The following is a 23,576-nucleotide window of genomic DNA, read 5'->3' as shown; positions in this document are numbered from 1 at the left end:
TGCAGATGATAAGATGTGCTGATTGGAATATTGGATAATTCCATAGTTTAAATAAAAAATGCTCTCCATGAATTTCAAAGAAGAGAAGGATCTGATAATGAAAGAGCTTTATTTTCCTCTTCTGAAAAAGAATAAATTCAAAAAAAAAGGGAGCAGAACTTTCTACAAAGTATTTGATAATACTCATGCTTATGTTATCATCTTTCGTTCCTCTGAGCATAATAATGCAAAGGAAATTAGGTTCTGGATAGAATTGAAAATCCAATTACCGGAAAAGTCAACTGGGGAACTTGATATTGATAAAACATATTTATCGAATAATGGTGTGACCTTTGACATACTTGACTTACTATTTCCTGAAGAATCTGACAAACTACCGTCTCAATATTCATATTGTTTAGGAGGTCGCAAAGAATTCAGAAAGCCAGATTATGAGGTCTATTATCTACATAGTTACTCAGGAGATGGCACAAAAAGCAAATCAAAAGTGGAAAAGAGAAGGATTGACGAAAATTATATTGAAGAAACAATTACGGATATGGATTGGGAAGGAAACGTATATCAAACCACGAAAAATATTTGGTTAGATACGAGCGGACGATATGATTGGAATGACATTGGACTGGCAAGAAAAGTGATGAATGAAGATCTTGATAAGATTATTGGTTTTGAAATCTACGCTAAAGACCTGTGCAAACTTATTGAAGAGAACAAGATCAAACGTGTGGTTTCAGATAGGGTAATCGAAAAGCTTCAGAAATTCAGAGCTTAGTTGCGACGCGATTTTTTCAGAAATAATCCGCGTTAATGCGTTCTAATCCGCGACTGATTTTGCTTGGGCGTGTGCCGCTTTTGTCACCCTTCGACGGGCTCAGTCTGACAAAAGACGGCACCGGGCTTTCCGCGCTACATGGTAGCTTGCTGCAATCCCTCACGCAAAGCAATAACTGGACATTGGTAATTGACCCATTGGTCATTGCTCACAAAATATTCACTTCCCTCTCCAATTCAACTCCAAATTTCTCTTTCACACTTTTCAGTATCTCCGTCGACAGATCAAAAATTTCTTTTCCTTTCGCATTCGCATAATTCACGAGCACCAGCGCCTGGTCTTTATGTACGCCGGCATCACCAAAACGTTTTCCTTTCCATCCGCATTGTTCGATGAGCCAGCCGGCGGCGAGTTTGAAATCATTTCCATTCGCGTAAGAAATAATTTCAGGAAAATCTTTTTTCAGTTGAGCATGTTTCTCTGCACTTACAACCGGGTTCTTGAAAAAACTTCCTGCGTTGCCAATGACTTTCGGATCGGGCAATTTGCTGGTGCGGATATTGATCACTGCCTGCGAAATTGCAGCTATCGATAATTCTTTTACGCCCATTTTTTCCAGCTCTTTTTCCAGGGCGCCGTAAGTGATATTGAACTTCGGTTTTTTCGAGAGGCATAATGTGACGGAAGAAATGAAGAAGTGGTCTTTCAGTTCATGTTTAAAAACACTTTCGCGGTAACCGAATTTACATTCATCAGCGGAAAAAGTTTTTACCACTTTATCACGAAGATGAAAAGCTTCGAGCGAATGAAAAACATTTTTAAGTTCCACCCCGTACGCGCCTATGTTCTGCATGGGGCCCGCGCCCACGCTCCCGGGAATGAGCGAAAGATTTTCCACGCCGCCGAAATTATTTTTAATACTGAAGAGTACGAGATCGTGCCATACTTCTCCTGCACCTGCTTTCACGACCACTTCATTTTCATTTTCACTCACCACCGAAATTCCGTGAATGTCATTTTTCATTACCAGTGCATCCACATCTTTCGTGAAAAGAATATTGCTTCCACCGCCGAGGATGAATTTCGCCGAATTCTTTTTTTCTGCAAGCTCACACAATTCAGAAAGATCTTCATGCGTTCTCACTTCTGCAAACCATCGCGCAGTTACATTCATTCCGAAAGTATTCAGTGAACGGATGGAATAATTTTCAAGAATAGTCACAATTCAAAAGTATGTACGATTTACGATTTACAATGTACAATTGACTGGAATTCTCAACATTCCCCTGATGACAAATTGTAATTTGTAAATCGTAAATTGTAAATGGCTCAAAGGTCATCGTATCTTCGTGTCGTTATTTATGATGAAAAGAGTAATTGTCTCCGTAATCAACGACCTGGTAACCGATCAGCGTGTTCACCGCACATGTACCACGCTGCACGAAATGGGATTTGAAGTGCTGCTCGTCGGAAGACACAAACACGATTCGCTCACGATGCCTGCGCGCGATTACAAAGTTCACCGCATGAATCTTGTTTTCGAAAAAGGCGTGATGTTCTATCTCACTTTTCAATTCCGGCTTTTCTTTTTCCTGCTCAATCACAAAGCGGATATTTATTTCTCCAATGACCTTGATACGCTCTACCCGAATTATCTTATTTCCAAATGGAGAAAAAAAACGCTGATATACGACACGCACGAAATTTTTACAGAAGTGCCGGAACTCGTGAACAGGAAATTCAAACAGAAGATCTGGAAGAAATGGGAGCGCCGGATTTTTCCGAAACTCAAAAATGTTTTCACTGTGAATGAATCCATTGCAGATTGGTATGCAAAAGAATACGGCGTTCGCCCGCGTGTGATGCGTAACATACCACCGCTGGTGAATCAATCGCGTACACTCACGCGCAGGGAAGTTCATTTACCGGATGACAAAAAAATAATTCTGTTACAGGGAGCCGGAATAAATGTGGACCGCGGCGCGGAAGAATTGGTAGATGCGATGCAGTTTGTGAACGATGCTGTGCTGCTGATCATCGGTGGAGGAGATGTGATCGCGCATCTGAAAGAACGAGCATCGCAGGAACATCTCGATGGAAAAATAATTTTCACCGGTAAACTTCCTCCGCATGAACTCCGCTCGTGGACAAAACTCGCTGATGTCGGTGTGACCATTGACAAAGACACGAACATCAATTATAGATTGTCGCTGCCGAATAAAATTTTCGATTACATCCACGCCGGAATTCCGGTGCTCGCTTCCGATCTTATCGAAGTAAAAAAAATAATCACCGATTTCAATGTCGGGAAGATCTGCGCCTCGCACGATCCGCTGGAAATTGCCGGAACGATCAATGGAATGCTTTCAAGTCCGGAATATCCGCAATGGAAAACGAATGCAGTGAACGCGGCGCAAAAACTCAACTGGGAAAATGAGAAGAGGATTTTGGTTGAGGTGATGAATTCCCTGTAGAGGGAAGATTACGGATCATCGGAATACAGATTACAGATCATAGCATGGTAGTGTATCAGTTTGGATTTTGACAATATTTTCAGTTTGAAACTTAGTGTCCTTGTGTCTTTGTGGTATCGCGAAATTTCATTGATAACAAAACAATTTTTACATGGAAAATACTTACGAGGCCACAAAGTCACAAAGGATCAAAGAAATATCAAAAATTTCAAACTGATACACTACCCATTGCATGTTAAATCGATGCTGCAATATTGAATTAGTATCTTTGTGCCCGATTCTAATCCATAATCTGTATTCCAAAAGATCTGTAATCCACCCGCGTGCCCCGCTCTCTGCATATCGTTTCATTCGACGTTCCCTTTCCACCCGATTATGGCGGAGTGATTGATGTTTATTATAAAATCAAATCGCTGAAGGAAGCCGGGGTGAATGTTCACCTGCACGCCTACGCATACGGGAGAGTGCATTCGGAAAAATTAGATGAACTCTGCGCGAGTGTGAATTATTATGATCGCAATATGAGCAGCGCACTTTTTTTCTCACGCGATCCTTTCATCATCGCTTCGAGAAGATCGGATGAATTGCTGCAGAAAATTTCGTCCAATGATCTTCCTGTTTTTTTCGAAGGATTACACACTTGTACATTTCTTGGTGCACCGGAACTTTCAGCGAAAAAAAAATTTGTCCGTACGCACAATATCGAACACGATTATTACCGTTCACTCGCTGCCGTGGAGAAAAAATTCTCGCGGCGTTTTTATTTCAACAGTGAAGCGAAAAAGCTGGAACGATTTGAGAAAAAACTTTCGCTCGCCAATGGCATCTTTGCGATCTCGCCGGCTGATGCGGAACAATTGTCATCGCGGTACAAAAATGTGGAACATGTAATGGCGTTTCACCCGAATGAAAAAGTGGAAATAAAATCAGGATCGGGAAATTTTGCGCTGTACCACGGCAATCTTGAAGTAGGGGAGAACGATCTTGCGGCGCGTTTTTTAGTGAATGAAGTTTTTTCTTTTCTTCCTTTTGAACTCATTATCGCCGGGAATAATCCAACCGCACAATTGAAAAAAGCAGTGAGCGGAAAAAAAAATATCCGCCTGCTTGCGAATATTTCTACCGCAGAGATCGATGCGCTCATCAGCGAGGCACAGGTGAATGTACTGCCTACGTTCCAGGCCACCGGCATAAAACTAAAATTGCTTGCCGCGCTTTTCCGCGGACGTCATTGCCTCGTGAATTCACCGATGATCGCCAACACCGGCCTCGAAAAGATATGCGTCATTGGAGAAACTGCATTGGCTATGCGCGCGCGACTCAACGAATTATTCGCAAAGAATTTTGATGCAGATGAAATTCTGTTGCGGAAAAATATTCTCGGGGAAAATTTCTCCAATAAGAAGAATGCGGAAAAACTGATCGCGAAAATTTTCTGATCCCTTTTTTACCAGATGCTTACTCTCACCGAATCGGCGCGCCACATTGGATCGCCGGGCTTCACGTGAAATGCATCGTAAAATTCCGGAACATTCGAGAACGGGCCAATCACTCTCCATTTCGCCGGTGCATGTACATCGGTCATTAGCCGTTTCGCCAGTTCCTGGTCGCGCTGCTCGATCATCCAGCCAAGCGCATAACCAAGAAAATATCTTTGCATCGGCGTGTATCCGCCAATGAGTTTTCCCTCTTTGTATTGCTGCGTTTTTTTGAACGCATCAATGCCGAGCAACACTCCGCCGTAGTCCGCAATATTTTCTCCCAATGAAGCAGCGCCATTAATATGTTTTCCCGGAAGTGGTTCGTACGCATTGAACTGCCGCACCATCACCGCAGAACGTTCCTGGAATTTTTTTGCATCTTCATCTGTCCACCAACTCACTAAATTTCCTGCGGCATCAAAATTTCTTCCTTCATCATCGAAGCCATGCGTCATTTCGTGGCCGATCGTTGAGGCGGCTCCGTATCCGTAAACAACAGCGTCATCAATAAGAGAATCGGGATAACCGGGAATTGTGAAGATGGCGGCGGGCAAAACTATTTCATTGTTCGAAGGATTGTAATAGGCATTATAAGTCTGCGGCGTCATATCCCATTCTGTACGATCAACCGGTTTTCCGTATTTCGAGATCATATCGTTGTAATGCCAGAGCGCCGAATTGATCATATTCTCTCCGTAAGAATTTCTACCGATAACAAGTTTCGAATAATCTTTCCACTTATCAGGGTAACCGACTTTTTTCGTCATGCGCGAAAGTTTATCCAGCGCTTTTGTTTTTGTTGCATCACTCATCCAGTCGAGGCGTTTTATTCTTTCTGCATAAGCGGTGCGTATCGCTTCCACCATATCGTTGTATCGTTTTTTTGTTTTCTCAGGAAAATATTCCTGCACAAATAATTTTCCGAGCACCATTCCCATTGCACCTTCTTCGGCATCGAGTACGCGTTTCCAGCGCGGGCGTTGCGACTGCGCGCCCGAAAGAATTTTTCCGAAGAAATTAAAATCCTCATCATCGAGCGCTTTGTTCAGGAACGAAGCATAAGCAGAAACGAGGTGATAGCGCATGTAATATTTCATCACCTCCACATTCGTGCCCTTCATCAGTTTTTCGAGCTGTGAAAAAAATTCGGGCTGGCCCACCATAATGGAATCCACATTTTTCAATCCTTGTGCAGTGCATGCTGCTTTCCAGTCGATGGACGGGGTGAGTTTTTTTGTCACGTCATCAATGCCCATCATATTGTAATTTGCATACGGATCGCGCAGTTGTGCGAGCTTGCGCGAATTTGTGGCGAGCGAAGTTTCGAACGCAACAATTTTTTTACTCATCTTCTGCGCGATCTTCACGTTCGTTCCCGAGAGCGCAAGCACGTTAGCAATGTGTTTTACATAAGCAGCGCGGATCTTCTTCGTATCGGCATCGGTGTTGAAATAATAATCGCGATCGGGTAAGCCGAGTCCGCCCTGGTAAAGATTCACCACCATGCGTTCGCTGTTCTTCGAATCCTGGCCAACCGATATTCCCGAATGAAAAATTCCGATCTGCATGCATTCGAGTTTATTCATTGCATTCACTACGCCGGGTAAATCTTTTGCGCCGTCTATGATGGCCAGGTAATCATTCAGTGGAGTAATTCCTTTCTGTTCACAATTTGCGGAATCCATTCCCGCGCTCCAGAAATTTCCGATCTGCTGCGTTTCTCTTGTTCCGTCTGATGTATGTGATGCTGAATTTTCATTGATGGATTTCAGATTTTTATAAATTTCTTCCTGCACAAGATCGCCCACTCCCCAATTAGTTTCACTTGAGGGAATAGGATTATTCTTAAACCATTTTCCATTGGCATAAAGAAAAAAATCTTTAGCAGGATCAACAGAGCTGTCGATCTTATCGGCAAAAACATCAGGAAGATTAGTGTATGCGCCGCTGAATCCGAAAATGGAAAACAGGGCAACGATGAGAAAAGGCGTGATCCTTTGAATGGCTTTCATGGGTAAAAGATTTCGGCTGCAAGTTAAGGCGATTTCGGAAGTGGCGTGTGGTCTTCACAATGAAGATTTGCCATTCGCATCGCATTTCCACCGCATAAAAAAAACAGGACCTGCAAGAGATCCTGTTCTCAGAAAAAAAATTATTTCCTCAATGTGCACCATTCGCCGGCGCACTCTGCTCGATGATCTCGTTCTTATCCTCTTTCAGTTTTCCTTCTTTTTCAAGCATCGCTTTTTTCGCAGCAGCTTTCGCTTCGGCATCCGCTTCGTGCATGCGTTCTTTTGCCGATGCTCCCGTCCAGTAACTTTTCGTGGTGATGATCACTACTCCGCCGGTGAGATCTCCGAATGAAGCAGGAATTCCTCCCGAAAGAACTGTTACCTGTTCAATAGCGCCACCCGGAATTCCCGTGCTGCCATACATTTCTTCACCGTCAATGTACATGGTGCTTGCGCCTTCGCGTGAGCCGCGCATTACTAATTGTCCGCCTTTTCCTTCCTGCACATCGCCGCATTCTGCCGTAATCATGCTGAGTAAATTGGAATGATCGACTGCCATTGTTTTGATCTCATCTGCATTTATATTTTTCAGCGTGGAAAAAGTAGGATCTACCGGGCTCTTCACATCGCGTATCACGATCACGCACGTATCGCACGTAGTGAGTTGCATCGGAAAATCGGTGTACGCAGTTTGTCCGGCATTCACCACTACTGCGGTCTTCGTGAATTTTTTGTAGCCCGACATTCTCGCGGTGAGATCGTACGATCCGGGATTGAGCGCGCGGAAAGTAATGGTGCCATCCATGTTGGTAGCTCCACCCTGTGTTGATCCGCCGGCGACGATCATCACTACTGCGCCCGGCATCGGGGCATTCATTTCGTCGGTCACGGTGACTTTGATATCGCCGGTGTTGGCGTCCTGTGCGAATGCGCTCATTGGGAAAATAAGAAGAGCTGCCGCCAGTGTTCTGAATAAATTTTTCATGGTTTTATTTTTTAGTTGTTTCGTGCTTTCTTCGATTCACCAATAAGAACGCGGCGACTGCTGCGATTCCACACAAAAATTCCGGCAAATACTTTAAAAGGAAAAAACCGGCTCTTAACCGGTTTCTCCTGATTGTTAAGTGGAAGATTTCCAGTTCAGGAATTTTCCCCCGCGAAAGGATTATTTCTTTTTTCCCAACCGATCGTAGTCGAAGGGCCGTGTCCGGAAAAAACGTTCACCTCATCGGGCAGTACAAATAATTTTTTGCGGATACTATTTAAAAGAGTTTCAGGATCGCCACCGGGAAGATCGCTGCGGCCAATGCTATTCTGGAAAAGCACATCGCCGCTGATAATGGTTTTATCTTTTTCACTGTAAAAACAAATGCTTCCCGGGGAATGCCCCGGCGTAAAAAAAATTTCCAGTGTTGTATTCCCGAATTTCACCGTTTGTCCTTCGTCAAGAAATTTTTCCGGTTCAGGTTGTACATTTCCTTTTAGCCCGTACAGTTCGCACACTTTCGGAAAAGCCCGCAGCACCGGAAGTTCTTCCTTATTTATTTCAAGGCCAAGATTCCATTTCTGCGCAGCAAAATAATTACCGAAAACATGATCCACGTGGCAATGCGTATTGAGCAAATGAACCGGTTTTAATTTTTCAGCACTGATGTAATTTTCCAATTCCTGCTCTTCTTCCGAATCATAACATCCCGGATCAATGATCACACATTCCCCGCTTTCATCACTGAGTACATACGTGTTTTGCGTGAAGGGATTGAAGGTGAAAGTTTTAATTTTCATTTCCGGAGGTGGGAAGATTACAGATATACAGATTGGTGAATGAAGAAATTTCCAGGATGTTAAATTGCAAAAATTTCCCTGTCAGAAGCAATTCTTTTTTATTTCAGAATAGGGTAGTGGGTCAGTTTGAAAATTCTTAGCGCCTTAGCGTCTTTGCGGTTTAATAAAAGAATGGTTTAGGAACCGCGAAGGCGCCAAGGCGCGAAGTTGAATCGGAAAAGAGCAAACTGAGCCACTACCCAGAATAGCAGTATTATCTGTAATCCTTCCCGATTTTGTATCTTTATTGTCCGCAGCAGCGCGGCTTTTCCGGGGGAACTCCTCCACACACTTTTCGCCGGGATTGATCTCTGTTATGAACTTTATTCTTTGCAACATGAAGATGTATCGCATCTCTCCGCGTGTGTGGAAATTATTTTTCCTGCTTTTTATCCCTGTAATTTTGCCGGCGCAATTCTACAACGGATCACAAACTGATTTCGGGCAGAACCGCGTGCAGTACCAGGATTTCAAATGGAATTATTACAAATTCCCGAAATATGAAGTGTATTACAATACCGGCGGATCGGAACTCGCAATTTATGTAGCGCGTGCTGCAAAAAATCATATTGCCGACATCGAAAAATATTTTGACTATACGCTGGAAGACCGGATTCAGTTCATCGTTTACAACAAGCAGGAAGATTTCAAACAGAGTAATGTAGGACTGAATAGTGATGACGGATCGAATGTGGGTGGTGTAACACGCATTGTGGGACGGAAAGTTTTTCTTTATTACGAAGGAGATCATGTTCGCCTCGAAGAACAGATCCGCGCCGGCATTGCAGAAATTCTTATCAATGAAATGATGTATGGCGGAAATGTGCGCGACATGGTGAAAAATTCCACGCTGCTCAATTTGCCGGAATGGTACACGAAAGGACTGATCAATTACATTGCGAAAGGATGGGACAGTGATATTGACAATCGCGTGCGCGACGGGATCATGAGCGGGCGTTACCGCAAGTTCAATCACCTTACGGGCGTGGATGCGCAATATGCAGGACAGAGTATCTGGTATTACATCGCGGAAAAATACAGTCCTGCGGTGATCCCGAATATTCTTTACATGACCAAGGTGAGCCGTAATGTGGAAAGTTCTTTTCTCTTCGTGATCGGTGTGAATATGAAAGTGCTCACGCTGGAATGGGAAGATTATTATGCCAAACGTTATTCGCTCAATGATACAACGCGCGTTCTGCCTGCGAATATTCCATTGCTGAAAAAACCGAAGAGTACACGCGTTTACAGTATGGCGAAGCTGAGCCCCGACGGGAAATACATCACGTATGTTACCAATGAAATGGGACAGGTGAAACTCTGGCTCGAAGATCTTACTACCGGGAAAAGAAAACGTCTTTTCAAACAAGGACAAAAGCTTGATCGCATCAATGATTATTCTTACCCACTCGTAACGTGGCATCCTACAGGAGAACTGCTTTCTTTTATTTACGAATCGAAAGGAGAAACGTGGCTCTGCATTTACACGCTCGAGACCAAAGAGAAAACCATCAAACCCATTTACAATTTCATCAAGATCATTGACATCAATTATTCTCCCGATGGAAAATCTTTCGTGATGTCTGCAGTGCAGAATGGGCAGACGGATATTTTCGTTTACAACATTGGCAGTGGAAGCGCCGTTGCGATCACCAAAGATATTTATGATGATCTCTATCCGCGTTTTATTGACAATGGGAAAAGCATCATCTTCAGTTCGAATCGCGTGAGTGATACACTTGGAGTGGTGAGTACAGATGTGAAACTCGTTACCAGCTACGATCTTTTTGTTTACGATTATCTCTCCCATTCTAATGTGCTGCGCCGCATTACCAATACGCCCGGCATCAATGAAATGCAGGCACAACCCTGGGATAATGAACATTTCAGTTACATCAGCGATCAGAATGGAATTTATAACCGCTATGTCGGTTACTTCGACAGCGTGATCGCGTATGTGGATACGAGCGCGCATTATCGTTATCTCGCGAACAGCATCCCGGTCACAAACCTGAAATACAATATTCTTTCTCAGGATGTTGTTCCGTCTGCCAATAAACTTTCCGAAATTATTTTTCACGACGGAAAATATTTCATCTACATCGATTCGCTCCGTGATTTCAATGAACTCGCTGCTTCGAAACTGAAGAACACCGCTCACCGCGATCGGATGATAGAACTGGCGCAGATAGAAGCGGAGATCGATTCGACTGAAAAACTGAAAGAAGAAGCCCCGAAAATCCCAACGGGAAAACAAATGCAGTCGGTGAAACAGGATCCGGGAATGAAAACGACACAGAATGATTCCGGGAAGATCAACATCAATAATTACCAGTTCGAAGGGCACGGCCAGCCGAAGAATAATGTTCAGCAGCAGGTTGTGCAGCAATACAACCCTGATACAACGACACAGAAAGATTCTGTTCCGCAAAAACCCATTGATGAATTCCTGCTTCCCATTGCGCGCAATTATAAAGTTCAGTTCAGCACGGAGTATGTCGTGAGCCAGCTCGACAATAGTTTTCTCAATGCAGGATACCAGCGTTTCACCGGTGGAGAATCGCCGGTCTATCTCAACCCGGGATTCACCGGGCTTTTCAAGATCGGGATGAGCGACTTGCTCGAAGATCACAAGATCGTTGGCGGTGTTCGTCTTTCCAGCAATTTGAAAAGCAATGAATATGTTTTGTACTGGGAAGACCGCACACGCCGCTGGGATAAAAGTGTAATGCTTCACCGGCAGTCTTTTCTCAACGTGAGTAATTCCGGATCACTGAGTAAAATTTATACGGAGGAAGTTCGGTGGGGAATAAAATATCCTTTCAATGAAGTGTTGAGTTTGCGCGGAAATTTCGGTTACCGGAATGACCAGCGCGTTTATCTTGCGGACAGCTACGTGAATCTTCTCAGAGGAAATACCTACAGCAATTCTGCCAATGGAAAAATTGAACTCGTATTCGACAACACGATCAAACGCGGACTCAATCTTTACAACGGAATGCGGTTCAAAGTTTTCGTGGAAACTTTCCAGGGGCTCGACAGTATTTTCGGTGCGAAAGATGCGTCCAATCGCTGGTTCAAGAATGATCTGTACGTAGCGGGATTCGATTTCCGTTATTACCAGAAAGTTCACCGCGAGATCATCTGGGCGAATCGCATTTGCGGCGCTACTTCATTCGGCCATGAGAAACTGATCTACTACATGGGCGGAGTTGACAACTGGCTCATGCCGAAATTCGATCAGAGTGTTCGCGTTTCTACCGATATGAATTACACGTATCAAACACTCGCAACACCTATGCGCGGATTCTGGCAGAACGGAAGGAACGGAAATTCATTTGCAATGGTGAACAGCGAACTGCGCATTCCTGTTTTCAGATATTTATTCAATCGCCCGTTGCGCTCTGATTTTATTAATAATTTCCAGATCGTTGGTTTCGGTGATATTGGAACAGCGTGGACAGGAAAGAGTCCGTACGATCCGGCAAATTCGCTCAACACTACAGTGATCTCTGCGCAGGGAAATCCGATCATGGTCATACTGAAAAATCATACGGATCCGATCATCGGCGGTTATGGCTTCGGTGTGCGCTCTCGCATCTGGGGATATTTTGTGCGTGCTGACTGGGCGTGGGGCGTAGAGAACAGAACGGTTCTTCCGCGGATACTTTATCTTTCATTCAGTCTGGATTTTTAAATAGGTGTGATTTACAATTTACGATGTGCAATTTTGAATTTGCCGGCCGGTAAAAAAGTAATTCAGAAAAATTCCATAGTGTACAGATCTGTGAAAAAAATCGTAAATCGTAAATTGTAAATCGTGCATCACCGTATGTCTGAAACCAAAACATCTTCTCTCAAATCTTCAATACAGAATTCTGCACAGGAACTTCTTCCACGTATCATTAATATCCGCCGCCACCTCCACGCGCATCCTGAACTTTCTTTCCAGGAATTCAATACCTGCGCTTTTGTTTGCGATGAACTCGAAGCACTTGGAATTCCATTTGTAAAAATGACAGGGACAGGAATTGTGGCCCTCGTAAAAGGAAAAAATCCGGAGAAAAAGACAATTGCCCTGCGCGCCGATCTTGATGCGCTTCCGATCAAAGAAAAAAATAAAACGGAATACGTTTCGCAGAATGAGGGCGTCATGCACGCATGCGGGCACGATGTGCATACGGCCTCGCTTATAGGCGTGGCGCATTTGCTCAATAAATTCAGGAATGAATTCGAAGGAACGGTGAAACTCATTTTCCAGCCGGGGGAAGAAAAAGCTCCCGGTGGCGCCTCACTCATGATCAAAGACGGTGTACTGGAGAACCCGGCGCCGGGTTGTATTTTAGCACAACACGTGTTCCCATCGCTTCCTGCCGGCAAAGTGGGTTTCCGCAGCGGCATGTACATGGCATCTACCGACGAGTTGTACATGAATGTGAAAGGAAAAGGTGGCCACGCGGCCATGGTAGATGAATATGTGAACCCGGTGCTCATTGCTTCCACCATCATTGCTGCCTTGCACCAGTTCTTCATGGAAGAAGGCACAATGCTGAAGCAGGCGAAAGAAATCCCTACTGTTCTTGCATTCGGAAAAATAGAAGGGAAAGGTTCAACGAATGTCATCCCGGATGTTGTGAATGTAGAAGGAACGTTCCGCACTATGAATGAAGAATGGCGAACAAAGGCGCACGACTATATGAAAAAAACAGCGGAAGCAATGGCGAAAGAAATGGGCGGCGCCTGCGAATTCCGTGTGGAAAAAGGATATCCGTTCCTGGTGAATGATTCACTGCTCACCGATCGCGCGCGCGCGGCGGCGGAAGAATATCTCGGGAAAGAAAATGTAATTGAACTTCCGCAACGAATGACGGCCGAAGATTTTGCTTTCTATTCGCAGAAGATCCCGGCGTGCTTTTATCGATTGGGAACTGCTTCCCCGGACGCCCGCCTGCTTGCCCGTGCCAGTAAGGACGGGAATGACGAAGTCGGGCAGGGAAAATTTTCCATTGGTGTACACAATGCGAATTTCGATGTGGATGAATCGTCACTTCTCACCGGCATGGGGCTTATGGCGTATGTGGCGATAGACGCGCTGAAATGATCACCTGAAATTCGTTTTCTTGCCTGATGTTTTTCAATAATGCTAAATTCATCGGTAACAGTATTGTTCGGGCGTAAAGTATATTTGGGCTAAACTTATTTATCATGAATGAGATCATTATTTACCAGACGAAGGACAAAAAAACGGAGATTGAGGTAAAGTTCGAAGACGAAACCGTTTGGCTTTCTCAGGCGCAAATGACTCTTCTATTCAATCGGGAACGAAGTGTTATTACCAAACACATTAATAATGTTTTTGAAGAAGGTGAACTTTCAAAAAAAGGCAATGTGCAAAAAATGCACATTCCAAAATCAGACAAGCCAATTACCCTATTTAGTCTGGATGTTATTATCTCGGTCGGTTACAGGGTGAAATCCAGGCAAGGAACTCAGTTCAGAATCTGGGCCACTCAACACCTCAAAAGTTATCTGCTTAAAGGTTTTGCCATTAATGAAAAACGACTCGCACAACTTCAGCAAACAATTGAATTGATATCAAAAGGCGGAAAAGCGATGGATCTCCATCTGAATGAAGCACAGGGTTTGTTGGATATCATAGGAAATTACTCAAACAGCTTTGTTCTGCTCAATCAATTTGATGGCAATAAGATTGCAAAAGGAAAACTCGATGACCGTATCACGTATGAAATAGAATATAGTGAAGCAAAAAAAGCGATCGACGAATTGAAGAAACAACTGATCAGAAAGAAAGAAGCAACGGCGCTTTTCGGAAATGAAAAGGACGGAGGATTCAAGAGTTCCCTTCAGACGATCGTTCAGACGTTTGGCGAACAATATCTATACCCAAGCATCGAAGAACAAGCTGCAAATCTTTTGTATTTTGTGATCAAGAATCACTCTTTCAGTGACGGAAATAAAAGGATCGGTGCGTTTTTATTCATCTGGTTTCTCGAGAAAAATAAACATCGTTTTAAAAGGAACGGAGAAGTCAAAATAAATGACAATGGATTGACTGCACTTGCACTTCTTGTTGCTCAAAGCGATCAGAAAGAAAAGGATCTTATGATCGACCTCATTGTTAATCTTATCGCTGATCACAATAAATGAAATTCGCCGGCAATGTAATTCCATCTTCCATTTCTCCCGATCAGCAAAAACTGCTTGACGAAGGAAAACTTTTGCCGCTCATGGAAGAATTCTACACGATACAGGGCGAAGGTTTTCATTCGGGAAAAGCGGCGTACTTCATTCGGCTCGGAGGATGTGATGTCGGTTGTCATTGGTGCGACGTGAAAGAAAGCTGGGATGCCGATCTTCATCCATTGACAGAAACAAAAAAAATAATTCAGCATGCCATGCAGTACCCGGCAAAAGCAGTGGTTGTTACCGGTGGAGAACCGTCGGCATTTAATCTCGGCGAACTCACTGATGGAATGAAAAAAAACGGGATCTCCACATTCATTGAAACCTCGGGCGCGTACCCGCTCACAGGCATGTGGGACTGGGTTTGCCTTTCCCCGAAAAAAAATTCACCTCCGGACGAAGAAAACTACAGAAAGGCACAGGAATTGAAAGTAATAATCTACAATAACGACGATCTCCGCTGGGCGGAAGAGAATGCCGGGAAAGTAAATGAAAAATGTTTGCTTTTTCTGCAACCGGAATGGAGCCGTGCAAAACAAATGATGCCGATTATCGTTGATTATGTAATGAAGAATCCGAAATGGAGTGTATCATTGCAAACACATAAATACATGAACATCCCATAGTACGAAATACGAAAAGGGTACTAAAAGTTACGAAATGCTAATGAATACGAAATTGATTTCAACCAATGAATTTTAGTATAATTTTCGTATTTCGTAACTTTTAGTACCCTTTTCGTATTTCGTACTCTATATGAATAACTATCTAAGCAAATGAAAAATATCCTCTCCGTAATTTTTCTCTTTTCGGCAATAGTAAGTTGCAAAGCTCAACCGCCAACAACGCTTTCCACCAAATCGAAAAAGGCAAGCGCTGCTTACGACCAGGCCATGGCTTGTGCGCAGAATTACGATTATGATTGCGCATTCGCCAAACTTGCACTCGCAAAAAAAGAAGATCCGAATTTTGTTGAAGCCTATTTCCTCGAAGCAAATCTTGATATGGAACTCAAATACTGGGACAAAGCGGTCGATCAGTTTCACAAAGGTTTTGCGATCAATACCACCCTGTATCCCGGAAGTTTTTTCGATTGTGCAAATTCAGAAATGAATCTGGGAAAATACGATGATGCAAAAAAAGATTTTCAAACGTTCCTTGATAAAGGCCACGGATCGGAAGTGCTCGTTGATCTCGCCAAACAGGGAATTGCCAATTGTGATTTTGCAACAGGCGCCATTTCTCACCCGGTTCCGTTCAATCCCATCAACATGGGCGATGTTGTTAATACCGACGGCTGCGAATATTTTCCCAATGTAACTGCCGACGATGCTACTTTTCTTTTCACCCGCAATGAGCAAATAAAAGATCCTTCCACAGGCGTACTGAAAATGACTCAGGAAGATTTTTACATTTCTTATAAAGGCGATGATGGAAAATGGTCGCTTGCAAAAAATATGGGGCCGCCTATCAATTCCGATCGCAATGAAGGAGCGCCGAGTCTTTCTTCCGACGGACGTTATTTGTTTTTCGCCGCGTGTGAAGAATATGATGGCTATGGAAACGGAAGAATCGGATACGGAAGCTGCGACATTTTTTACACGCAGAAAACAAATTCGCAATGGTCGCGTCCTGTGAATGTAGGCCCACCCGTGAACACGCAGGCGTGGGAATCTCAACCTTCTTTTTCTTCCGACGGAAAAACACTTTACTTCATCAGCAATCGCCGCGGAGGTTTTGGCGACAGCGATATCTGGATGGCTACACTTGGTGAAGACGGAAAATGGAGCGCACCGGTGAACATGGGCCCGGAAATAAATACTTCAGGAAAAGAAGAAGCGGTTTTCATTCACCCCGATAATCAAACACTTTATTTTGCGAGTGATGGTCATACGGGAATGGGCGGACTCGATCTCTATATCTGTCGCCGCGATTCTGTAACCGGGAAATGGGGAGCGCCGCAGAATCTCGGTTACCCGATCAATACGTACGGTGATGAAAGCGGATTGATCGTGAATGGAAACGGGCAGGTTGCTTATTTCTCTTCCACGCGCGATGGAGGAAAAGGATGTGATGATATTTATTATTTCTCAATGCCCAAACAATTTCAGCCGGTGCCTGTCACTTACCTGAAAGGAAAAGTGTATAATAAAAAAACAGGAAAACCCATTGGTGCCGCGTTCGATCTGCTCGACATTGCCAATGGAAATACGGTGATCTCTTCTGTTTCCGATCCGGTCACCGGAGAATTCCTGGTTTGTCTTCCGGTGAATAAAAATTATGCGCTCAATGTGAATAGTCCCGGTTATGTTTTTTATTCCGAATCGTTCCAGATGAAAAATTCCGGCGATCCGAATAAACCTTATCGGCTTGATGTTCCGTTGCAACCTATTGAAGACAGTTCATTCGTGGAATTGAAAAATGTTTTTTTTGCCACCGGGAAATACGATCTGCAACCTACGTCGCAGGCGGAGTTGAACAAAGCTGCAAAATGGCTGAAAGCAAATCCGAATATCAAAGTGGAAATTGCCGGGCACACCGATAATGTGGGTGACAAAAAATCAAACCAGCTACTCTCCGAAAATCGCGCTAAGGCCGTTTACAATTATCTCGTTTCGCAGGGAATAGATGCTTCGCGAATGACGTACAAAGGTTATGGAGATACAAAACCAAAAGTGAAAAATGATTCTAATGAACACCGGCAAATGAACCGGCGAGTGGAGATGATGATCACGGGTACGAAATAATTTGCTGATGATTCAATTTGCTGATTGGCTAACAAACTTCAAAAATTCCTTGCGTTTTTGTGTCTTTGCGGGAAAAAAATTGGAAGCAGATCGCTTCTCATTAAAATTCATTTTAATTCTCCTTTTTATTTTCTCTGTTAATTTTTCTTTGAACGCGCAATTCGACACCGCTGCATTCCGGAATTCACCCGGCGATCTTTTCTGTTGCACCGACGATTCTTCTGAATTATTGAAAGACACAATTATTTTTTCCAAATATACCGGCAACGAGAACCCATTTCTTACTCACCTCGGTGAACGATGTACACTCTCCGATCCTGCGCCTTATCTTTTTTTTCAACCCGGTAATGATTCCGTCGTTTTTGTTTATGGATTTTCAGGAGGAAAGAAAAAGAACAGCAGCAGCAGCATTGTCACAGATGAAGATTCAACCGATTTCGAACAGCGCATTCTCATTCTCCGGGGAACATGGAAATTTGTAAAAAAGAAATCGGTCATTGAAGTAAATTTTCCTGCGTGGAATACAACGCTCACGTGGAAAGTGGAAGATCATCCCGACTATTGGTTATTCATCAGGAAGAAATGACCCGGAAAAAATCGGGCTGCTGATTCTGAAATTTTTTCTCAAAGAATATTTTGATAGGGGTCATTCAGAAAATCCATGATCGCATCGCGTGGAATTCCCGAAGCGGCCTGAGTTGGCGGTGGCGGATCCATATTCAGATATTTTGTGTGCATGCTGTTGTAAGTTGTCGCGAGGTAATGATCATAATGCCATTGCTTCTTCGATCCGTAAGCATAATTACCCACCGGCATGATCGCCTGTTGCTTTGTTCCCACCACCCAATCATTCGGTTCTCCGCCGTAAATCACGCTTACAAAAATGTCAGCGATTTTCTTCCAGAAACCATTCGGGTCATAATTTCCCGTCACCGGAAAATAACGCATCGCGCTATTCGCCGGTACTCCATCGAGGATCTTTTTCAACGGAGCGGAATTCGGTGTCATTGCAACACAACCTGGTTGCGCAAGAAAAATTTCTGCAGAAATCTGTGCGATCGCTGTGAAAATTTCTAATCCTTCTCTTCCGCTGAGTTCGAATATTTTCTTCAGCACTCCAAGCCCTTTCGCAATTTTTGCTCCCGCTGCAAAATATTCTACACCGTTCGCGCAGGCCTGCGCAGCCACGCGCTCTACCGTAAAAAGTTTTGCATTAATGTTCGCATCGTTCACAATTGTTTTTCCCACCAGTCCGCCTCTGCTCGTGGTAATAATAGCAATAGGTTGAGAAAATTTTTTCCCCGGGCCCATCAACTCCAGAAGTTTCGCAACGTTTTCATCCGGTCCTGCTAATATTGTCGGATGATCGAGCGCAAACACCTGGTCATAAAGTTTTGTATTGATCACGTTCTTCAACCAATTCGAAGTAATGAGTCCTCCATATGATTTTGCGGTGCTGGCAAAAGTTCCATGGATCAGCAGCAATGTTTTCTTTGATCGGTCAACATCAGGAATTCCATTGGTAATTTCAGAGAAATCATTGATGCCCGCATCATACTTCAACAAGCGATGTGTAGGGTCAATGCGATGCAAAACAGTTTCGGGAGTTTCTGCCATGTTGCGCGGAAACGTAATGGCTTTCACAATTAACCGATCATTCTTGCCGCGATGTTCTGGCACCTGAAAAAAATAATCGAGCCGGTCGCGTAAATTGTTGGAATAATTTACCGTTGTCGCAGGATGAATGTATTCGATCAAACCATTCTGCGATAGCGCATCATCCATCTCTGTATGCTGGAAAAAAACAATCGCTCCTTCTCCGGGATCGACCATCAGTGTGAGGCGGATATTGCGGCCGTCCGGATCACTTCCAAATTCTGTATGATCAAGAATAATTACTTTTTCGAGCACACCTTTATTGTCAGCGCTAATGGTTGGCATCAGTTGCTTCAACAATGCAATCTCGTCAGCAGTTATTCCTGCAGACTCATCGTTCCCGTTTTTTGAGCAGAGAAGATTTCCCGACCAGTTGATCGTTTTTCCGTCCTGTCTTCCGAGTGTTGCCCAGAAATCTTCGAGCGGCGAACTTTTTCTTTTGAAGATTCTGTCTTTTAACTGATCAAGGAAACCTCCTTCTCCGAATAATTTATCCGGATTTCCAATGGGAACGAATTGATAATTCTGCGGTGTGGAGAGATAATGGCTGCTGTTGAGTTCAATGGTTTTCATTCTGAAAAACAGATTTCGTTGCGGGGGAGCCACAAGTTATAATTTTCCTGCCGACCGCAGGCAGGCATTTTACGGTTTGCAATTACCTTTAACCGGGAAATTGTTCCGGCACAATTCTCAGAACTACCATTCGACAACTATTTTGTACCATTTCGTATTTCGTAACTTTCAGTACTCGCTTCGTATTTCGTACTCAGCATGTCGTCTATTTTTAAAATAAAATCTTATTTACATCACCGCAAAAATGCAGTGAGCAAACACGGGATTCATTCTCCTTTTGTTTTTGATCTTATTACAAAAGTTTTTCCGGCCCGCATGGAAAATGAAGAAGAACATCCGGTAGAAAACTGGAGAACAGAATGCCTGCTCGATCATTCCATCATTCACGTAACAGATTTCGGAACGGGAGAGTCGGGCCCGAGAAAAATTTCTTTCATCGCGAAGCATGCGGCAAAATCGCCGAACGAAGGACAACTGCTGCATCGGATTGTGAAACATTTTAAACCGGAAAATATTCTTGAACTCGGCACTTCGCTTGGCATCTCCACAAATTATCTTGCTTCCGCTTGTGCATTTAAAAAATTCGTGACGCTCGAAGGATGCCCGGAAACGGCAAAGATTGCAGCGAAAGGACTCCGCGATCAGAAAGTGGAGATCGTTACCGGAGAATTCGATCTTACTTTGCCGCTTGCTGTAAGAGATCTCCGCCAACTCGATTTTGTTTTCTTTGACGGCAATCACCGCGAAAAACCAACATTGAAATATTTCGACACTTGTTTGCCCTATTCGCAAAACAATTCTGTTTTTATTTTCGACGACATTCACTGGTCGGAAGAAATGGAAAGTGCCTGGGAAAAAATAAAAGTACATCCGTCAGTGAAACTTACTATTGATACATTTCATTTCGGAATTGTTTTTTTCAGGAAAGAGCAATTGGAGAAAGAACATTTTGTGGTCAGGTTCTGATGGAGTACGAAATACGAAAATTCTACTAAAAGTTACGTAATGCGGATGAATACGAAATCTATTTACTCCAGGATACTTTTTTCCGAACGCATTCGGGATTTCGTAGTGGCTCAGTTTGCTCTTTTCCGATTCAACTTCGCGCCTTGGCGCCTTCGCGGTTCCTAAACCATTCTTTTATTAAACCGCAAAGACGCTAAGGCGCTAAGAATTTTCAAACTGATACACTACCGGGATTTCGTATTTCGTACTCCACCAAATCAATTTCCTTACCTTTGAAAGAATGCAGAACGAAATAATTTCCCTCGCGCACATTTCCCGCATTTACAATGTTGGAAGTGAAGTTATTTATGCGCTGCGCGATATTTCTCTCAGCATCGGAAAAAATGAATACGTAGCACTGATGGGTCCTTCCGGTTCGGGAAAATCTACACTGATGAATATGCTCGGTTGTCTCGATACACCGAGTGGCGGCGATTATATTCTCAATGGAATTTCTGTTGCGAAGATGAGTGACAATGAACTCGCCGAAGTGCGCAACAAACAAATAGGTTTTGTTTTTCAGACCTTCAATCTTCTTCCGCGTCAAACGGCATTGGAGAATGTGATGTTGCCACTTGTGTATGCAGGATTATCAAAAACAGAACGACAAAAGAAAGCAGAGCATGCGCTGACGCAGGTGGGACTGCACGATCGCATGACCCACAAGCCGAATGAACTCTCGGGCGGACAACGCCAGCGCGTGGCCATTGCGCGCGCACTTGTGAATGATCCTGCAATAATTCTCGCCGATGAACCCACAGGAAATCTCGATTCGAAAACTTCTGTCGAGATCATGGGATTGTTCGAAGCCATTCACAAAAGCGGGAATACGATCATCGTAGTCACGCACGAAGAAGAAATAGCAAAATATGCGCACCGCATCGTAAGATTGAAAGACGGATTAGTGGAGAAGGATAGTGTGAATAATGAAATTCACAAAGTGGCGGTGCCGCAGTTGTAAAATTTTTTTCTGAAAGATCTCTTTTAATTACGTATTCCTGAAACGAAGGAGATCGTGAGATGAAACAAATGATCTGCGATCCGTATATTCGTCCCGAACCTGTTCGGGATTCGTAATCTGTACACAATGACAATGAAAATTTACACCAAAACCGGCGACAAAGGTCAAACCTCATTGATCGGCGGAACACGCGTTCCCAAACATCACATTCGAATAGAAGCTTACGGAACGGTGGACGAACTCAATTCCTATTTAGGATTGCTTCGCGATATGATCGTGGAAGATCACACGAAAAAACTGCTCGTAGATATTCAGGATCGTCTTTTTACTATAGGATCCATTCTTGCTTCTGATCCTGAAAAGAGTAAAATGAAAATTCCGGAATTGAAAGGTGAAGATGTGACGCGGCTCGAAAAAGAAATTGATGCAATAGATGCTGTCGTTCTTCCAATGAAACATTTTGTTCTTCCCGGCGGCCATCTCACTGTTTCCCATTGCCACATTGCCCGCTGCATTTGCAGGAGAGCAGAAAGAAACATCACACATCTCGCCGAACAAGTTGATCTGAATGAACTCATCATTCAATATTTCAATCGACTCTCCGATTATCTCTTCATGCTTTCAAGAAAACTTTCTCACGATCTCGGTGCAGAAGAAATTCCGTGGCTTCCTAAATTGGACTAAGGAAGATGGATGATAGAAGACAGACATAATCATTTTTTTTTTTTTTTTTCTGCAATGAAAATGACTCCAACTTCCATCCTCTTTCATCCATCTTCCACCCATGCCAAACCTCATTTTTGTTGAAAGTTTATTACACTGCTGATATTCAGCCATATAATCACACGTAAAAATTTACCATCATCCGTCATTCCGATACACATTTTTCTATTTTTGCACGAAAATTGGTTCGAAAAAATGGAGTGCCTCCGGGAAACATTTTTTACGGCCAGGCGTTTTAAGTAACACAACTAAAATAGTTTATTATGTACTGGACACTGGAACTCGCATCGTATCTCGAAGATGCTCCCTGGCCTGCAACCAAGGAAGAGCTCATCGACTATGCCATTCGTTCCGGCGCTCCTATGGAGGTGATCGAAAATCTCCAGGAGATCGAAGACGAAGGTGAAGCGTATGAGTCCATTGAAGAGATCTGGCCGGACTACCCGACCAAGGAAGATTTCTTTTTCAATGAAGACGAATACTGAACACGCTCAATACATTCTGAAAAAAATTCAACTCAGGGGAACTCAAAAGGTTCCCTTGTTTATTTTCAAAAGACATTTCCAATGGTATTTTTGGAAATCAGATCAGATGCGGAATTCAAAAATGTTCAATACCAAATGACAAAACAACTTCTTTCATTCTTTTTCCGGAGTATTTTAAGACGCATTGGCATGTTTTTCATTGCGGAATGAAAATTGAGTTGTAATTTCATCGTCCAATAAAAAATGCGCAAAAGGAGATCAAATAGCGGCTTTTCATTCCTGGTGACCCTTACCGGCTGCATGTTCCTTTTCGCGTGTGTGAGTCCTGCGAATGCAACGGAAATATCACGGCAACTTTCTCTCAAAGGATACGAACTCTCATCGCGCAACATAGAAGTTCTGCGCGTTGCCGTTAAAAGCGGCCATTCTGTTCAACGCATTCTGCAACATCTTCATTTCGCTTTTCGTGACGCTTCGGCCGGTGCATATTTTTCTTCGCCTTCACACGGATCTTCATCGCCGCATTTCTTTGTTTTCGGCCGCCACATCAAACCGCGGCTGAAAACTATTTTCCTCTCCTTGCAGCGTAAAGAATAATTCTTTCTTCACTTCGAATGACCATCATTTTTTTCAACGATGGAATTCACTTCGCGGGAAAT

General features: G+C 43.5%; 19 protein-coding genes. 14 read left to right on the top strand and 5 right to left on the bottom strand.

What is annotated here, in order from left to right; translation table 11 throughout:
* Window positions 1-67 precede the first annotated feature (67 nt).
* On the top strand, window positions 68-772 hold the full coding sequence (locus tag HY064_16355) for a hypothetical protein (GenBank protein ID MBI3512233.1): 705 nt from the start codon (window positions 68-70) through the stop codon (window positions 770-772).
* A 208-nt stretch (window positions 773-980) separates the two neighbouring features.
* Here HY064_16355 and murB read toward each other — a convergent pair whose 3' ends face one another.
* Window positions 981-1,994, bottom strand: a complete 1,014-nt coding sequence (gene murB, locus HY064_16350) for a UDP-N-acetylmuramate dehydrogenase (GenBank protein ID MBI3512232.1) — start codon at window positions 1,992-1,994, stop codon at window positions 981-983.
* A gap of 142 nt (window positions 1,995-2,136) precedes the next feature.
* Here murB and HY064_16345 point away from each other — a divergent pair, with 142 nt between their 5' ends.
* Together HY064_16345 and HY064_16340 are read left to right on the top strand one after the other, a co-directional pair.
* Window positions 2,137-3,246: a glycosyltransferase gene (locus tag HY064_16345; protein MBI3512231.1), complete on the top strand. Its 1,110-nt coding sequence runs from the start codon at window positions 2,137-2,139 to the stop codon at window positions 3,244-3,246.
* Between the two features lie 323 nt (window positions 3,247-3,569).
* Window positions 3,570-4,685, top strand: coding sequence for a glycosyltransferase (locus HY064_16340; GenBank protein MBI3512230.1), 1,116 nt, complete (start codon window positions 3,570-3,572; stop codon window positions 4,683-4,685).
* 8 nt (window positions 4,686-4,693) lie between these two features.
* Here the strand turns inward: HY064_16340 and HY064_16335 are convergent, their stop codons facing one another.
* The 3 genes from HY064_16335 to HY064_16325 form a co-directional block, all read right to left on the bottom strand.
* A complete protein-coding gene (locus tag HY064_16335) occupies window positions 4,694-6,739 on the bottom strand; it encodes a M13 family metallopeptidase (GenBank protein MBI3512229.1) in 2,046 nt (681 codons plus the stop codon).
* A 148-nt stretch (window positions 6,740-6,887) separates the two neighbouring features.
* Window positions 6,888-7,724, bottom strand: a complete 837-nt coding sequence (locus HY064_16330; protein ID MBI3512228.1) for a carboxypeptidase regulatory-like domain-containing protein — start codon at window positions 7,722-7,724, stop codon at window positions 6,888-6,890.
* A gap of 155 nt (window positions 7,725-7,879) precedes the next feature.
* Window positions 7,880-8,524 (bottom strand): MBL fold metallo-hydrolase, encoded by a 645-nt coding sequence (locus HY064_16325; GenBank protein ID MBI3512227.1) that lies wholly within the window; start codon window positions 8,522-8,524, stop codon window positions 7,880-7,882.
* Window positions 8,525-8,879: 355 nt separating this feature from the next.
* On the opposite strand from HY064_16325, the gene HY064_16320 reads away from it, so the two are divergent.
* The 6 genes from HY064_16320 to HY064_16295 all read left to right on the top strand — a co-directional run bounded on the left by HY064_16320 (window position 8,880) and on the right by HY064_16295 (window position 18,100).
* Window positions 8,880-12,260 (top strand): PD40 domain-containing protein, encoded by a 3,381-nt coding sequence (locus HY064_16320; protein ID MBI3512226.1) that lies wholly within the window; start codon window positions 8,880-8,882, stop codon window positions 12,258-12,260.
* Window positions 12,261-12,395: 135 nt separating this feature from the next.
* Entirely contained in the window at window positions 12,396-13,664 is a 1,269-nt protein-coding gene (locus HY064_16315) for an amidohydrolase (protein MBI3512225.1), read from the top strand.
* Window positions 13,665-13,768: 104 nt separating this feature from the next.
* On the top strand, window positions 13,769-14,731 hold the full coding sequence (locus tag HY064_16310; GenBank protein ID MBI3512224.1) for a virulence protein RhuM/Fic/DOC family protein: 963 nt from the start codon (window positions 13,769-13,771) through the stop codon (window positions 14,729-14,731).
* Complete coding sequence (locus tag HY064_16305) at window positions 14,728-15,393, top strand: 7-carboxy-7-deazaguanine synthase QueE (protein ID MBI3512223.1); 666 nt, start codon at window positions 14,728-14,730, stop codon at window positions 15,391-15,393. The genes HY064_16310 and HY064_16305 overlap by 4 nt, the downstream gene beginning before the upstream one ends.
* A gap of 150 nt (window positions 15,394-15,543) precedes the next feature.
* A complete protein-coding gene (locus HY064_16300; protein MBI3512222.1) occupies window positions 15,544-17,514 on the top strand; it encodes a PD40 domain-containing protein in 1,971 nt (656 codons plus the stop codon).
* Window positions 17,515-17,662: 148 nt separating this feature from the next.
* The gene (locus HY064_16295; GenBank protein ID MBI3512221.1) at window positions 17,663-18,100 is read left to right on the top strand and encodes a hypothetical protein; all 438 of its coding nucleotides are present in this window, start codon (window positions 17,663-17,665) and stop codon (window positions 18,098-18,100) included.
* A gap of 38 nt (window positions 18,101-18,138) precedes the next feature.
* On the opposite strand, the gene HY064_16290 is transcribed toward HY064_16295, so the two are convergent.
* The gene (locus HY064_16290; GenBank protein ID MBI3512220.1) at window positions 18,139-19,743 is read right to left on the bottom strand and encodes a hypothetical protein; all 1,605 of its coding nucleotides are present in this window, start codon (window positions 19,741-19,743) and stop codon (window positions 18,139-18,141) included.
* A 198-nt stretch (window positions 19,744-19,941) separates the two neighbouring features.
* Between HY064_16290 and HY064_16285 the strand changes: the two genes are divergently transcribed.
* The 5 genes from HY064_16285 to HY064_16265 all read left to right on the top strand — a co-directional run bounded on the left by HY064_16285 (window position 19,942) and on the right by HY064_16265 (window position 23,514).
* Window positions 19,942-20,709, top strand: a complete 768-nt coding sequence (locus HY064_16285; protein MBI3512219.1) for a class I SAM-dependent methyltransferase — start codon at window positions 19,942-19,944, stop codon at window positions 20,707-20,709.
* A 292-nt stretch (window positions 20,710-21,001) separates the two neighbouring features.
* Entirely contained in the window at window positions 21,002-21,709 is a 708-nt protein-coding gene (locus HY064_16280) for an ABC transporter ATP-binding protein (GenBank protein ID MBI3512218.1), read from the top strand.
* A 132-nt stretch (window positions 21,710-21,841) separates the two neighbouring features.
* A complete protein-coding gene (locus HY064_16275; GenBank protein ID MBI3512217.1) occupies window positions 21,842-22,393 on the top strand; it encodes a cob(I)yrinic acid a,c-diamide adenosyltransferase in 552 nt (183 codons plus the stop codon).
* 302 nt (window positions 22,394-22,695) lie between these two features.
* Window positions 22,696-22,917 (top strand): DUF2795 domain-containing protein, encoded by a 222-nt coding sequence (locus tag HY064_16270; protein MBI3512216.1) that lies wholly within the window; start codon window positions 22,696-22,698, stop codon window positions 22,915-22,917.
* A 243-nt stretch (window positions 22,918-23,160) separates the two neighbouring features.
* Window positions 23,161-23,514: a hypothetical protein gene (locus tag HY064_16265; GenBank protein MBI3512215.1), complete on the top strand. Its 354-nt coding sequence runs from the start codon at window positions 23,161-23,163 to the stop codon at window positions 23,512-23,514.
* Window positions 23,515-23,576 lie beyond the last annotated feature (62 nt).

It is taken from the genome of Bacteroidota bacterium, from assembly GCA_016194975.1.
In the GTDB taxonomy this organism is placed as follows: domain Bacteria; phylum Bacteroidota; class Bacteroidia; order Palsa-965; family Palsa-965.
This window is presented reverse-complemented; position numbering and strand designations above follow the sequence as displayed.